Genomic DNA, 14,073 nt, shown 5'->3' with positions numbered 1-14,073 from the left:
GAACGCGGCCTCAAGCCGAACGGACGCGGTTTGGGGTCGGGTGGAGGGTTCGGATGCGTCGGAGGCGGCTTCAGGTCGAGGGGACGCGGCTGGCGCGGTTTCGGGGGAAACCCGGCGTAAGGCCGGTGACCTGGGGAGATCCGCGGACGATGGCGGGAGCGGAGGCCGAGACGAGGCCGTGGCCGTGATCGCGGTCGGCGGTGCCTATGACCGCTTGGAACGGGCGGATATCGGGCTCATCCGGCATTGGACGGGTTCCGCCTGGACGGCCTGGGAGGCCCCCGACTCGCTGCGCGGCCTGGTTCTCAACGCGGTCGCGTTCACCGGGCCGGACGAGGCGTGGGCCGTGGGCCACGCGTCTCCGCACGGGCTTCGCGCGCTGCGCTGGGACGGCGCGTCCTGGGAGCCGGCCGCTCTCCCCGAGGTCGCGCGCGGACGGCTCGCCGGTGTCGCAGCCGTCGCCCCGGACGACGTGTGGGCGGTCGGTTCCGCCGACCGCGACGGCCTCGTCCTCCATTTCGACGGACGCGAATGGACGCGCGTCCCGGCCCCGGCGAAAGGGCCGTTGACCGCCGTCTCGGCCGCCGCGCCGGACGATGTCTGGGTCGCGGGCCAGCGCAGCGTCCTGCACTGGAACGGCCGCCGCTGGTCTCGCGTGAAAGCCCCGCTGACCTCACCGAACACCGTCACGGCACGGGCGCGGGACGAGGTCTGGCTCGCCGGAGGCGACGGCGAGCTGGCCCACTTCGACGGCCGCCGCTGGACCGTTCTGCCCTCGCCAGGAAACACCGTTTGGCTGGCCTCGGCGTCCGGCCCGGACCGCGTCCTCTGGCTGGCGGGCACGCGGGCACACGAGGCGACCGCGTCCGACGGCGCCTCGAGGCCCCTGACGGCGCGTCCGAACGACGCCTGAGCCTCCGGCCCGACGGCCTTACCCGGCTACTCCTCAGAACGGACGTGGCCCTCGGCGGTGAGAGAGGTCAGGAGGTCAGCCGGACCGGCATGGCGAGGTAGCGGAAGCCGGTGTCGGCGTCGATGTCGGGCTGCTCGTCCTCCTTCTCGGGGTCGGGGATGCCGGTGAGGAGGGCGGCCTTGGTCGGCCCGGCGCATTCGAGGCGGGCGTACTCGGAGTGGATGCCCGCCAGGCCGTCCAGGAGGTACTGGGGACTGAAGGCGATGTCGATGTCGTCGCCTTCGAGTTCGGCCGCGAGGGACTCGTTCGCGCGCGCCGCGTCGCCGGACGCGGCGCGGATGCTGACCTCGGCGCCGGTGAAGGCGAGCCGGACGGGCGTGCTGCGCTCGGTGACCAGCGCGACGCGCTTGATCGCCTCCACGAAGGGGGCGGTGCGGACGCGGGCGACGGACGTCCAGTCGCCGGTGAGGCGCTTGCGGTAGTCGATGTACTGCTCGTCCAGCAGGCGGGTGGTCATGCTGCGGTCGCCGCCGGACACCCCGATCAGCGTGTCGGACTCGCCGGTCAGGCCCAGCGACACGGTCGCGCCCGGACGGATCGCCTTGGCGGTGTCGGCGAGGGTGCGGGCGGGCACGACGACGCCCGCCTGGAAGTCGCCGGAATCCGGCGACCAGGTCAGTTCGCGGGCCGCGATGCGGTAGCGGTCGGTGCAGGCCAGCCACATCGTGTCGCCTTCGAGGTCGAGGCGGACGCCGGTGAGCATGGGCAGGGTGTCGTCGCGTCCGGCGGCGGGGGTGACCTGCGCGACGGCCGCGGCGAACGCGTCGCCGGCGATCGTGCCCGCGCGGGCGGGCGGCTCGGGCAGGGTGGGGTAGTCCTCGACGGGCATGGTCTGGAGGCCGAACTCGGCGCTGCCGCAGCGCAGGACGAGCTCGGCGTCCTTGGTCAGGAACTCGACGGGCTGCGCGGGCAGGCTGCGGACGATCTCGGCGAGCAGCCGGCCGGGGACCAGGGCGCGGCCGGGCGTGGCGACGTCGGCGTCCACCCTGGCCTGCGCGGACACCTCGTAGTCGAAACCGGCCAGCTCCAGCCCGCCGTCCGCGTCGGCGACCAGGCGAAGGCCCGCGAGGACGGGCAGCGCCGGACGCGCGGGGAGGGTGCGGGCGGCCCAGGCGACCGCGTCGGCGAGCGCCCCGCGCTCGACCCGGAACTCCATGATTCTCCCCTTTCGCTGGTCGGATCCGGCGACCCCCCGCACCCTAACGGCCACCACCGACAGAAACTCCCCCGCGCGGGGGACGTCTTTCGCCGGGACGGGGGAAGCGCAGGTCACGGCCTTCCCAGCAGGATCGATGGCATGCAGACCAGCTCAGCCCGCCGCCCCGCTCCCGTCTCCGGGAGGGCGATCAGACACCCGGTCGCCCACCTCGTGTCCCGGAAGGCGATCGGGCACCCGGTCGTCCACCCTGTCTCCCGGAAGGCGATCGGGCACCCGGTCGCCCGCCTCGTGTCCGGGGAAGTGGCCGGACGGCCGTTCGCCTACCTCGCCGCGCTCTGGGGCGTGCTGTTCTCCGCCGTCCACGTGTACTGGCTCGCGGACGGACGGCTCGGTCTCCCGGACGGCCGCAGCATCTATGGAACCCCGGCGCTCCTGGTCATCGACGTGATCGCGATTCCGGCGTCGCTGGGAGCCACGGGCATGGCGCTCGCGCTCGTCCGTCCCTGGGGCCGGCGCCTGCCGAGCAGGGCGCTTGCCGTGACCGTGTGGGGGACGGCCGCGCTGCTCGTCCTGCACGCGCTGCCCAGCGTCCCCGACTGGGCGGCACTCCTCGTGGGCGCGCGCGACAGCGCGGACTTCACGTCCGAAGAACGCTTCGCAACGTTCCTCTACGAACCGTGGTTCTTGACGGGCGGCATCCTGTTCGCCGTCGCAGCGAGCTGCCTCGCGCGCGGGCGCACGAGGCAGCCGTAGCGGCGCGAGGCAGCGGAAGCCGCGCGAGGCGGCGGAAGCGGCGCGAGGCGGCGGTAGCCACGGCGAGGCAGCCGTAGCCGGACGGTTCAGAAGAGGGCGGCGGCGGAGGTTTCCCTGGACGGCTGGTTCGAGCGTTCGAAGTCGAGCAGGAACCGCTTGCGCTCGATGCCGCCTCCGTAGCCGGTGAGGCTGCCGGTCGAGCCGACGACCCGGTGGCACGGGACGATGATCCCGATCGGGTTGCGGCCGTTGGCGAGGCCCACCGCGCGGGACGCGGAGGGGTTGCCCAGCTCGGCCGCGAGCTCGCCGTAGCTGACGGTCTCGCCGTAGGGGATCCGGGTCAGCGCGTCCCAGACGCGCCGCTGGAACGGCGTGCCCTTCATCTTCAGCGGGAGATCGAAGTCGTGCCGCTCACCGGCGAAGTAGGCGGCGAGCTGCGCGGCGACGGACGCGAACGGCTCGTCCTGCGGGTCTCCGGGCGACCCGAAGGTCTCCTCCTCCGGGCGGTGCCGCTGCTCGGTCATGTAGAGCCCGACCAGTTCCGGACCGTCCGCGACCAGCGTCAGCGGCCCGACCGGGCTGTCGATCACGACGTGGGTGTGCACAGGAGATCTCGTTTCATGCGGGAATCGTGTTGATGGCGTGGTCGCCCGTCGCCCAAAGGTGCTGGACGGCGTACGAGCGCCAGGGGCGCCAGGCCGCCGCGCGGCGGGTGAGCGCGGCCGGGGTGCTGGGCAGGTCGAGCAGCCTCGCCGCGTGCCGGACGCCGAGGTCGGTCGCGACGAACGCGTCGGGGTCGCCGAGCGACCGCATCGCGATGGTCTCGATCGTCCACGGGCCGATGCCGGGCAGGTCCGCCAGTTTCGCCCGGGCCTCGTCCCAGTCGGCGCCGACGCTGAGGTCCAGGTCGCCGGAGGCGAGGGCGGTGACGAGGGCCTTCAGGGTCGCCCGGCGGGATTCGGGGAACGCGAGGGTCGCCGGGTCCGGATCCATGAGCGCTTCGGGCATCGGGAACAGATGCGTAAGGCCGCCTGCCGGGTCGTCCACCTGCTCCCCGTGCGCGCGCACGAGGCGTGCCGCGTGGGTACGCGCGGCGGCCGTGGACACCTGCTGTCCGAGGACGGCCCTGATGCCGAACTCCACCCCGCAGGCCGTGCGCGGGACGCGGCGTCCGGGCGCCTTGTGGATGAGCGGTTCGAGGACGTCGTCGTGCGCGAGCAGCTCGTCCACCGCGACCGGGTCGGCGTCCAGGTCCAGCATCCAGCGGCACCGGCTGATCGCGATCGTGAGGTCGCGCAGGTCGGTGAGGGTGAGGGTGCAGGCCACGTACGTCGGGGTCGGCTTCAGCGAGACGACGCCCGGACCGTGCGGGAGCCGCAGCGTCCGCCGGTACGCGCCGTCCCGCCACTCCTCCACGCCCGGGACGGCCGTGGCGGCGAGGTGCCCGAAGAGGTTGTCCGGGAAGAACGGCTGGCGGAACGGCAGCCGTAGCGACAGCGTGCCGTTCACGGCGGTCGGATGGCCGCGGGACACTCGATCGCGCAATTCGGTCGGCGTTTGCGCGAACACTTCCCGAATCGTGTCATTAAAGGCCCTGATGGACGCGAAACCGGAAGCGAACGCGACGTCCGACATCGGGAGGGTGCTCGTCTCGATCAGCAGCCGGGCCGTCTGCGCGCGCTGCGCCCTGGCCAGCGCGAGCGGGCCCGCGCCCAGCTCGGCGCGGAGCTGCCGCTCGATCTGCCGGGTGCTGTAGCCGAGGCGGGTCGCGAGGCCCGGCACGCCCTCGCGGTCCACGACACCGTCCGCGACGAGGCGCATCGCCCGCGCGACGACGTCCGCGCGGTGGTTCCACTCCGGCGAACCCGGACTGGTGTCCGGACGGCACCGCTTGCAGGCCCGGAAGCCCGCCTGCTGCGCCGCCGCGGCGCTCGGGTAGAAGCGCATGTTCGCGGGCTTGGGCGGGACGGCCGGGCAGCTCGGACGGCAGTAGATCCCCGTCGTCACCACGCCGGTGAAGAACCACCCGTCGAACCGGGCGTCCTTCGCCTGGACGGCCCGCACGCACCGTTCCGTGTCCTCATGCATGCCTCCAGCATCACCGAGGACCGGGCCGCCCACTAGCGGAAAAACGACATCAACGTCGTCCGGGAAGCTCAGCGCTTGCCGGCGAAGGCGTAGAGCATGACGCCGACCGTGATCGCGACAATACCGGCCCAGCCGACCATTCCGGGCGCGGACGAGCGCAGGACGACCGGCTCCAGCAGCGCGACGAACACGACCTCCGCTGCCTGCGTCGCCTCGACGGCCGCGAGCCGCATCGGGTGGGCGCGCTCGCGATGGGTGGCGGCGAAGAACAGCGAGGTCGCGACCACGCCCGAGCAGACCGCGACGACGGCGGTCGCGGTGAGCTGTCCGCCCGTCGGCAGCCCCGCCCGCAACCCGCCGATCACCGCGATGACCAGCCAGAACGGCAGCGAGGCGAGGGACATGGCGGCGAGCCGCTGGAAGGTGTCGAGGCCGTCCCCGGCGAGGTCCATGGCACGCCGGTTGCCGACCGGGTAGGCGATCGCGCCCGCCAGCACGGCCACCACGCCGAGCGCCGCCTTCCAGCTCAGCGCGGACGCCCCGCCGCCCAGCTGCGTCAGGAACACCCCGCCGAGGATCAGGCCGGACAGCGCCAGCCCGCGCAGCGGCACCCGCCGGCGCTCGTCACCGCGCCCGTACAGCAGCGGCGCGAGGACGACCCCGCACACGATCGTGACCTGCCACGTCGCCGCGACCATCCAGCCGGGCGCGGTCGTCGCCGCGAAGCAGAGCGGCGCGTAGAACAGGCCGAAGCAGACCGTGCTCCACAGCGTCCAGCGTCCAGGCGCGGCCCGCAGCGCGGCGAAAACCGGCGCGAGCCCGGCCTCGCCCGCCCGCGAGCCACCTCCCACCTGCGCTGTCGCGGTCGTCCGGGAGGCGCGGGCGCCGCGCACGGCGACGATCGCGAGGAAGATCGGCAGCGAGTAGACGAACCGGAGCGACGCCGTCCACTCCCACGCGCCGCCGCCGACCGCCATCAGCCGGTTCGCGATGAAGGACGAGGAGAAGAACAGCGCGCCGAGCACGCCCAGCCCGATCGAGGCCGTCGCGCCGCCGCCCGGGAAGGCCGCGCCCGCGCGGCGCCGCCGCTCCGCCGGACGTCCCCACGCCCGCGCGTCCGCCATCGTCATGGTCCCAGCGCCCACCCGCACCCCCTCCTCGGAGGCCCGACCCTATCCGGGGCGCGATCCGCCGAGCGTCATGACCCGGGAGGTAATCGATCTTCCACACCATCCGCGACATCGTTGGACGCGTCGGGACGGTCCCGACCGGAAGGGAAGATCATGAACAACGCGCAGCAGCAGATCGAGCGCTACATCGCCATCTGGAACGAGACCGACCCGGCCGCGCGCCGCGCCGCGATCGACGAGGTCTGGGCCGAGGGCGCCACCTACACCGACCCGCTCGCGGCCGTCGAGGGCCGGGACGCCATCGACGCGGTGATCGCGGGCGCCCAGGCCCAGTTCCCCGGCCTGGTGTTCCGCCTGGCCGGCCCGGTGGACGCGCACCACGACATCGTCCGCTTCACCTGGGAGCTCGGCCCCGAGGGCGCCGAGGCCCCGGTCGTCGGCTTCGACGTCGCGGTGCTCGACGAGGACGGCCGCATCGCCAAGGTCCACGGCTTCCTCGACAAGGTCCCCGCCGCCGCGTGACCCGGCCGGTTCCCGCGGCCGAACCGTGGGGCGGCGCTCCCGCCGCCCCACCGCGCCCGCGTCCGCGCCCGCGCCCGCGTCCCGCGGTTCAGAGGGCGGCGCGGGCGCGTCTCACCAGCTCGCGGGCGGCCGGACTCATCGGCCCCTCGGAGCGCCAGGCCAGCGCGACGCGTCCGCGCAGCTCCGGGCCGTCGATCTCGATCATCCGGACGAGGTCGGGGTGCGCCCGCGCCAGCGACGCCGGGACGACCGCCACCCCGAGCCCGCGCGTGACCAGCTGCAACAGCACCAGCGGGTCGGCGGCCTCGAACGCGATCGTCGGCTCGAAGCCCGCCGCCACGCACCCGGCCTCCACGATCGCCCGGATCCCGGTGCCGCGCGGCAGGCTCATGAGCCGCCGGTCCCGCAGCTCGGGCAGCGCGACGCGGGTCCGCCCGGCCAGCTCGTCGTCCTCGGCGACGACGACCACGAGCCGCTCGTCGACGTAGGTCTGGACGGCGATCCCGTGCGGCGGATCGCCCGCCAGACCCACGAACGCCAGATCCAGCCGTCCCTCCAGGAGATCGCGGAGGAGGTCGGCCGAGGCGCCCTCGACCAGCGTGATCTCGACGCCGGGATGGTCGCGGTGCAGCCCGGCCAGCAGGTCGGGCACCAGATCGGACGGCATGGACGTCACGGTCCCGACCGCCACCCGGCCGCGGACCAGCCCGGACAGCTCGTCCACCGCGAGCCGCGCGCCGTCCGCCGCCCACAGCGCCGCCCGCGCGTACGGCAGCACCGCCTCGCCCGCCTCGGTCAGCTTCACCGACCGTCCGGAACGATCGAAGAGCTCCTGCCCGAACTCGCGCTCAAGCTGCCGCACCTGCGCGCTGATCCCCGGCTGCGCGACGTGCAGCCGCTCGGCCGCCCGCGTGAAGCCGGCCTCCTCCGCCACCGCCACGAAGTACCGAAGCTGCCGCAGTTCCATGGACGCCGACCCTAACCGCCGTCCCCTCGCACGCCCCTACCGGCTCGCGAGCGACTCCCTGCGGCGGGATCGCGTCAGGAGTGGCGGCAGCGCTTGCGGTGGAAGGCCTCGGTGACCAGGCTGAGGCCGATTCCCAGCATCCAGGAGTCCTTCGCCAGCGGGATGCCCTGCTGGGTCGGGCGCAGGCTGCCCTCCTCGCGCATCCCCGGAAGCTTCAGGTACAGGCCGAGCAGCCCGGCGGAGAATCCGGTCAGCGCCGCGCCGGCCAGCAGCGACGGCACGATCGGGAGCAGCAGCGTCGCGCCGACCGCGACCTCGGCCGCGCCGAGCGTCCGGGTGAACTGCGCCGGCTCCCAGTCCTTCAGGAACGGGTAGGCGGCCGAGGCGGTGCCGTGGATGCCGTCCGCCATCTCCTCGGTGTTCTGGAGCTTGCCCAGCCCGGAGTTCAGGATGAACGCCCCGGTCGCGATCCGCACCGGCATCTGGTGCAGACGAACCCTAATCGACATGACGGCCTTCCGATCGCAGGACACGAACGCTTCACCCCGGACGGCGACGGCCCGGGGCTGCTCGCTCCCCTTCCCGGCCCGCGGCCCCGGAATCGCCTGCCGGCCAGATCTTGCCCCGCCCTTGACCACCCTCGTTGTGAAGCAGCCCACACTCCCGTGGCCCACCGGACGAAACCGGCATAGAACGGTCCGATGGCGAGGCCACGACTCCGCGACAGCCCCGGATTCGTCCGCGTCTGGACGGCGTCCACCATTTCGTCCTTCGGCAGTTACGTGACGACCGTCGCCCTCCAGGTGCTCCTAGTGGTCACGCTGCACGAGGGCGCCCCGGCTCGTGCCCGCGCGCCTCCTCACCGCCGCGAACGCACGGCTCGACCAGAGCGACGCCGTGGCCCAGACGTCCGGTCCGGCGCTCGCAGGCGGGCTCGTCTCCCTCTTCACCGCGCCATGGGCCGTGCTGGTGGACGCCGCGAGCTACCTGATCTCCGGCGTCCTCCTCATGCGCGTGCGCGTCACCGAACCTCCGTCGCGCTCACTCTCGTTCCGCGGCGTCCGCGCGGGAGCCGTCGAGGGACCTGGGGGGTCACGGCCGTCGCCGCGTCCGGCGCTGCTCTCGCCGCGGCCCAGTTCGTGCTCGGGCTCTCCATGGGCGCGGAGAACGCCAACGAACTCGGCTACCGGCAGTCCGTCACCCCCGACGACCTGCAGGGACGCATGAACGCCACGCTCCGCTCCACCAACCGCGCCATGATCGTGATCGGCGCGCCGCTCGGTGGGCTGGCCGCCGACGCGCTCGGCGACCGCGCCGTGCTCTGGGCGGCCGCCTTGGGGTTCGGGCTGGTGGCGGCCGGTCTAGCCGTCTCGCCGTTCCGGGCAGCTTGAGAGGCGCCGGTCCACTTCGAGGGCGGCCAGGTCGCTCAGCAACGGGCGCCAGCGACCGAACAGTTCGTACAGGCCGCGGGCCTGCTCCGCGTCCAGCGCGCTGGCGTCCACGACGTCCAGTTCGTTGGCGACGGTGATCTCGGCGAAATCCCGCCGTTCGTCATCGGTCACTTCCAGCACGTCACCGGTGAAGCGGTCGACGAATTCCCCGCCATCGGCCATTCCCGGATAGGACCGCTTCCGATCACAACATCCGTAGACGTAAACGAGGCGCTCAGCGTCCGCGCCGATGACGTCCGCGAGCTCGTGGCGCCGTGCCGCGTCTCCGAGCGAAACGGCGAAACCGTCCGTCCCGTAGAAGGCGTGGCACAGGCCGGCGGCGAGCAGTTCCTCCCGGCCGCCCCATTCCTCAAGCCGCCCATGGACCCGCCGCAGATGCGCCAGCAAAGTCCCGCCGGGATGCCGGATGGCTCCGGCGCCCCTGCCCTCCAACAGCGCGATCGCACCCCACATGAGCGCCTCCAGACGCTACTGAGCCATGTCCACGAATCTGCTGTAGTGCCCCTGGAAAGCGACGGTAACCGTGGCCGTGGGACCGTTACGGTGCTTGGCCACGATCAGGTCGGCCTCTCCCGCGCGAGGCGATTCCTTCTCATAGGCGTCTTCACGATGCAGCAGGATCACCATGTCCGCATCCTGCTCGATCGAATTGTGGAGAGCGATTCCGTTCGCGACGAAATTGTGGAGGCCCATGACGGTGGCGTCGTAGACCTCCTGCTCTCCCAGGCTCTCGACCGAGACGATCTCGTCCCAGAGGACGTCGTTGACGGCCAGCATCTCCAGTTCGGCGCTGTCGAGAACGGTGGCGACGCGTCCCAGCCGCTGCCCGCCCGAAGCGCGCTCGCTCGTCGCGCTGCCGCTGAAGCCGGTCTTCGCCGCCGCGGCGAACTCGCGATGCGTCTCGCCCTCAAGGACCTGGCGAACGTCCCCCCATACCTCTCGCGGAACCGTGCCGAGGTCGGTGTTCAGCCGGGCCTCGCGGAGCGCCGTCGCCGCGGCAGCCGCGACGGCACCGCGCGCTCCGTGCACGCGGACGGCCTCGAAGAACGCCAACTGGTTCTCGGCGCCGTCGAGGTGGAGCTCGTATCCCGGCCGACAGGCGCCCTTCGTTACGGTCTTGAGTTGGGAGTGGATGCCGAACCGAAGCAGCAGCCTCGACACGTCCTCGGCGAGCCGACGGCTCGTCGAGGAGTAGTAGACGCCGCACTTCGCCGACTCCGCGTTCCACTGGACGCACCCGCCGGCGGCCCACAGGTGCCTCAGGAAGAGCGCCACCTGCTCCTTGGGAAGGCTGAACACCTCGTCGGGGACGCGTTTCTCGTGCGCCGCACAGCTGATGGGCTGCCCCTGCGCGAAAGAATCGTCGCCGAGGAGGTGCGCGAGAAGGACGACGCGCTCCTCCGGCCAGGGACGGATCTCCAGCGGCGGTGGGACGTGCCGGGCGGCTGCCACACGGTCGCCCGGAGACAGCTCGCCGAGTGGCGTCCAGCCCGAGGAGGTCAGGAACGGATGGTTCGCCGTCGCTTCGACCTGCTTCCCGGACGCGAGGGTGACTCTGAAGACCTCCTTGCGTCCGCTGGAGAAGGCGTGGGTCATCGTCCGCGGGACGTACTTGAGCCGCTCGTCCAGCGCCCAGACCGGAACGTCCTTCGCCCCGCTCTCGACCAGCTCGCCGATCGTGACCTCCGCGTTGGTGTCGGCGCGGATCAGCCGCGTCGCGGCGGTCAGGCATCCCGATTCGCGGAGGTCGGAGACCATGGGCTTCTTGTCGGTGCGCTGCTCGGGGCCTCGGTTCAGCTGGGAGAGCGCGATGACGGGGACCTGGAGTTCCTTCGCGAGGAGCTTCAGGGAGCGGGAGAACTCCGAGACCTCGACCTGGCGGCTCTCGACGCGCTTTCCGGACGTCATCAGCTGGAGGTAGTCGATGACGACCAGGCGCAGGTCGTGCTGCTGCTTGAGGCGGCGAGCCTTCGCGCGGATCTCCATCATCGACATGTTCGGCGAGTCGTCGATGAACAGGGGGGCCTCGGCGACCTCGCTCATGCGGCGGGCCAGGCGCGTCCAGTCCTCGTCCTGCATGGTGCCCGAGCGCATCGCGTGCAGGGCGACGCGGGCCTCGGCGGAGAGCAGGCGCATGGTGATCTCGTTGCGGCCCATTTCCAGGCTGAAGAACGCCGAGGTCAGGCCGTGCTTGATGGACGCCGCGCGGGCGAAGTCGAGCGCGAGGGTCGAGTTGTGCGTCGGCACCCGGGAGCGGCCGACCAGGTACAGGTGGTCGGGGTTGTCGACCTGGACGCAGCGCACCGGGACGCTCGGCACCGGCCGGACATCGACGATCTTGGTGAGCCGGTCGTCCGGGCCCTCGATGACGTGGACCTCGGCGAGGGTGGCGGCGATCTGCTCGGTGGTGCGGACGGCGCTCTCGCCCGCGACCCTGGTGCGCCACTGGTGCCGGGCGTCGGCGATGACGATCTCGCCGTCGGAGAACTCGACCTCGTGGCACGGGCGGCCGTGCATGACCTCGGTGGCGGCGACGACGCGGGTGGGGTTCCCGCCGGCGTCGAGGACCTCGTCGCCGACGCGGAGCGCGCCCATGGTCGTCCAGCCGGACGGGGTGGGGATCAGCGTGGGCAGGGCCAGGGCCTTGCCCATCGCGGGACGGGCGGCGACGACGATCATCTGGCCGGGGTGCAGGCCGTTGGTGAGGGCGTCGAGGTCGGCGAAGCCGGTGGGGACGCCGACCATCTGGCCGCCGCGGCTGCCGATCGCCTCGATCTCGTCGAGGGCGCCGGGCATGATCTCGGAGAGGGGGACGTAGTCCTCGCCGGAGCGCTTCTCGGCGATGGCGAAGACCTCGGCCTGGGCCCGGTCGAGGATCTCGTCGGCGTCGGCGCCGTCGGCGTTGTAGCCCATCTGGACGATGCGGGTGCCGGTCTCGACCAGCTTGCGCAGGACGGAGCGTTCGCGGACGATCCGGGCGTAGTACCCGGCGTTGGCGGCCGTGGGCACCGAGGAGATGAGCGTGTGCAGGTAGGGCGCGCCGCCGACGCGTCCGATCTCGCCGCGCTTGGTGAGCTCGCCCGCGATGGTGACGGCGTCGGCGGGGTCGCCGCGGCCGTACAGGTCGAGCACGGCGTCGAAGATGATCTGGTGCGCGGGACGGTAGAAGTCGGCCGTCCGCAGCACCTCGATCACCTCGGCGATCGCGTCCTGGGACAGCAGCATGCCGCCGAGCACACCCTGCTCGGCCGCGATGTCGTGCGGCGGCGTCCGCTCGAACTCCCGGTCACCGGGTTCGAGTTCGGAAACGCTCATCCCGGGCACACCCCCCTCACCTCGGGCGCCGGCGGCCCCGTCCGACCGTCGCCTTCGTCCAGCCCACATCTATCCCAGGGCTCCGACATTCTCGTCCGGCGCCGGGCCGGGCACCAAAAGGATCTGTGGACGGGATTGTGGAGTCCCTGTGCAGACACGCCGTCCAGGTTGTGCACGACCTGTGGACAACCCTGGGGAAATCTTCGGAGGGTTCTCCACATCGGGCCTATGACCTGCGAGAACACTGTCCACCGGGTGTGTGGGAAAGAAAGTCGGGCATCTCGCCCGAAGTAAGGGGAGTACGATGAACGCCGATTACCGACCATCGGCGTGACGAGGCCCATGAGCGCATCCCGCAGGCAGGACCGCGAGATCCTGCGGCTGGCCGTGCCCGCGTTCGGCGCGCTGGTCGCCGAGCCGCTGTTCCTGCTGTCCGACTCGGCCATCGTCGGGACGCTCGGCACCGCGCCGCTCGGCGGCCTCGGCGTCGCGAGCCAGCTCCTCAACACCCTGGTCTACCTGTCGGTCTTCCTCGCCTACGGGACGACGGCGGGCGTCGCGCGGCAGGTGGGCGCGGGCGATCTGCGCGCCGGGATCCGGCAGGGCGTGGACGGCATGTGGCTGGCGCTCGTCATCGGCGTCGGCGTGGTCGCGATAGGGCTGCCCCTCGTCCCGTGGCTCGTGGACGTTTTCGGTGCGTCGCACGATGTCGATCCCTACGCGCGCACGTACATGGCGATCAGTCTGTTCGGCGTGCCCTCGATGCTGGTCGTCCTCGCTGGGACGGGCGTGCTGCGCGGCTTGCAGGACACCCGCACGCCGCTGTTCGTCTCGGTGGGCGGCTTCTCGCTGAACCTGCTGCTGAACGCCGTGTTCGTGCTGGGTTTCGGCTGGGGCATCGCGGGATCCGCCTGGGGCACGGTGATCGCCCAGACGGGCAGCGCGGCCGTGTACGTCGCCGTGGTGGTGCGCGCGGCGCGGCGGCACGGGGCCGGCGTCCGTCCGGACCTGGCGGGCCTGCGCACGGCCGCCTCCGCCGGAGCGTCCCTGCTGATACGGACGGCCGCGCTGCGCATCGTCCTCATCGTGGGGACGTCCGTGGCCGCGCGCATGGGGGACGCCGAGATCGCGGCCTACCAGGTCGGGTACCAGGTGTGGTCGCTTCTGGCGTTCGCCCTCGACGCGCTCGCGATCGCCGGTCAGGCCATCACCGGACGCTACCTGGGCGCAGCGGACGTCCCTCGCGTGCGCGCGGTGACGCGGCGCATGGTCGTCTGGGGCGTCGCCGCGGGAATGGTGTTCGGCCTGGGGATCGTGGTGGTCCGGCCTTGGCTGCCCTCGCTGTTCACGTCGGATCCGGACGTCCGGCATCTGCTGCTCGCGTCGCTCCTCATGGTCGCGGCGCTCCAGCCGATCGCCGGTGTGGTGTTCGTGTTGGACGGCATCCTCATAGGCGCGGGCGACGGGACCTACCTCGCGTGGACGACCCTCATCGCAACGGTCGTTTTCCTGCCCGCCGCCCTGGTCTCGTACTGGGTGGACTGGAGCCTGGTCGGCCTGTGGGGTGCGATCGGCCTGTGGATGCTGACGCGCATGGTCACGCTGAGCGCGCGCGCACGAGGCGATCGCTGGCTCGTGACCGGCGCCGTCCGGCGGGCACGGGAGGACGCCTCCGTAACGTAACCGGATCGACGTTGCGGACATAGCGTCAGCCT

The 14,073-nt window shown here is 72.3% G+C and carries 13 protein-coding genes; 5 read left to right on the top strand and 8 right to left on the bottom strand.

Annotated elements, in window-relative coordinates; all coding sequences use genetic code 11:
- The first annotated feature begins 214 nt into the window (after window positions 1-214).
- Window positions 215-913, top strand: coding sequence for a WD40/YVTN/BNR-like repeat-containing protein (locus ACFPCY_RS15990; RefSeq protein WP_378255819.1), 699 nt, complete (start codon window positions 215-217; stop codon window positions 911-913).
- Window positions 914-980: 67 nt separating this feature from the next.
- Here ACFPCY_RS15990 and dnaN read toward each other — a convergent pair whose 3' ends face one another.
- A complete protein-coding gene (gene dnaN, locus ACFPCY_RS15985; RefSeq protein WP_378255817.1) occupies window positions 981-2,129 on the bottom strand; it encodes a DNA polymerase III subunit beta in 1,149 nt (382 codons plus the stop codon).
- A 141-nt stretch (window positions 2,130-2,270) separates the two neighbouring features.
- Here dnaN and ACFPCY_RS15980 point away from each other — a divergent pair, with 141 nt between their 5' ends.
- Complete coding sequence (locus ACFPCY_RS15980; protein ID WP_378255815.1) at window positions 2,271-2,885, top strand: DUF3995 domain-containing protein; 615 nt, start codon at window positions 2,271-2,273, stop codon at window positions 2,883-2,885.
- 86 nt (window positions 2,886-2,971) lie between these two features.
- On the opposite strand, the gene ACFPCY_RS15975 is transcribed toward ACFPCY_RS15980, so the two are convergent.
- The 3 genes from ACFPCY_RS15975 to ACFPCY_RS15965 all read right to left on the bottom strand — a co-directional run bounded on the left by ACFPCY_RS15975 (window position 2,972) and on the right by ACFPCY_RS15965 (window position 6,118).
- Complete coding sequence (locus ACFPCY_RS15975; protein WP_378255813.1) at window positions 2,972-3,490, bottom strand: methylated-DNA--[protein]-cysteine S-methyltransferase; 519 nt, start codon at window positions 3,488-3,490, stop codon at window positions 2,972-2,974.
- Window positions 3,491-3,503: 13 nt separating this feature from the next.
- On the bottom strand, window positions 3,504-4,973 hold the full coding sequence (locus ACFPCY_RS15970; protein WP_378255812.1) for a DNA-3-methyladenine glycosylase 2 family protein: 1,470 nt from the start codon (window positions 4,971-4,973) through the stop codon (window positions 3,504-3,506).
- A 68-nt stretch (window positions 4,974-5,041) separates the two neighbouring features.
- A complete protein-coding gene (locus ACFPCY_RS15965) occupies window positions 5,042-6,118 on the bottom strand; it encodes a DMT family transporter (RefSeq protein ID WP_378255810.1) in 1,077 nt (358 codons plus the stop codon).
- A 138-nt stretch (window positions 6,119-6,256) separates the two neighbouring features.
- Here ACFPCY_RS15965 and ACFPCY_RS15960 point away from each other — a divergent pair, with 138 nt between their 5' ends.
- A complete protein-coding gene (locus ACFPCY_RS15960; RefSeq protein ID WP_378255808.1) occupies window positions 6,257-6,625 on the top strand; it encodes a nuclear transport factor 2 family protein in 369 nt (122 codons plus the stop codon).
- A gap of 88 nt (window positions 6,626-6,713) precedes the next feature.
- On the opposite strand, the gene ACFPCY_RS15955 is transcribed toward ACFPCY_RS15960, so the two are convergent.
- Together ACFPCY_RS15955 and ACFPCY_RS15950 are read right to left on the bottom strand one after the other, a co-directional pair.
- The gene (locus ACFPCY_RS15955) at window positions 6,714-7,592 is read right to left on the bottom strand and encodes a LysR family transcriptional regulator (RefSeq protein WP_378255807.1); all 879 of its coding nucleotides are present in this window, start codon (window positions 7,590-7,592) and stop codon (window positions 6,714-6,716) included.
- Window positions 7,593-7,666: 74 nt separating this feature from the next.
- On the bottom strand, window positions 7,667-8,074 hold the full coding sequence (locus tag ACFPCY_RS15950) for a hypothetical protein (RefSeq protein ID WP_378255805.1): 408 nt from the start codon (window positions 8,072-8,074) through the stop codon (window positions 7,667-7,669).
- Window positions 8,075-8,731: 657 nt separating this feature from the next.
- On the opposite strand from ACFPCY_RS15950, the gene ACFPCY_RS15945 reads away from it, so the two are divergent.
- Window positions 8,732-8,983 (top strand): MFS transporter, encoded by a 252-nt coding sequence (locus tag ACFPCY_RS15945; RefSeq protein ID WP_378255803.1) that lies wholly within the window; start codon window positions 8,732-8,734, stop codon window positions 8,981-8,983.
- On the opposite strand, the gene ACFPCY_RS15940 is transcribed toward ACFPCY_RS15945, so the two are convergent.
- Both ACFPCY_RS15940 and dnaB read right to left on the bottom strand, forming a co-directional pair.
- Window positions 8,954-9,496, bottom strand: coding sequence for a DUF6817 domain-containing protein (locus ACFPCY_RS15940; protein ID WP_378255801.1), 543 nt, complete (start codon window positions 9,494-9,496; stop codon window positions 8,954-8,956). The two genes, ACFPCY_RS15945 and ACFPCY_RS15940, sit on opposite strands and share 30 nt — an antisense overlap.
- Before the next feature lie 15 nt (window positions 9,497-9,511).
- Window positions 9,512-12,358, bottom strand: coding sequence for a replicative DNA helicase (gene dnaB, locus ACFPCY_RS15935; RefSeq protein ID WP_378255799.1), 2,847 nt, complete (start codon window positions 12,356-12,358; stop codon window positions 9,512-9,514).
- Window positions 12,359-12,700: 342 nt separating this feature from the next.
- On the opposite strand from dnaB, the gene ACFPCY_RS15930 reads away from it, so the two are divergent.
- Window positions 12,701-14,041 (top strand): MATE family efflux transporter, encoded by a 1,341-nt coding sequence (locus ACFPCY_RS15930; RefSeq protein ID WP_378255797.1) that lies wholly within the window; start codon window positions 12,701-12,703, stop codon window positions 14,039-14,041.
- The last annotated feature ends 32 nt before the right edge of the window (window positions 14,042-14,073 follow it).

It is taken from the genome of Actinomadura gamaensis (genome assembly GCF_042652125.1).
GTDB classification, from domain to species: Bacteria; Actinomycetota; Actinomycetes; order Streptosporangiales; family Streptosporangiaceae; genus Spirillospora; species Spirillospora gamaensis.
This window is presented reverse-complemented; position numbering and strand designations above follow the sequence as displayed.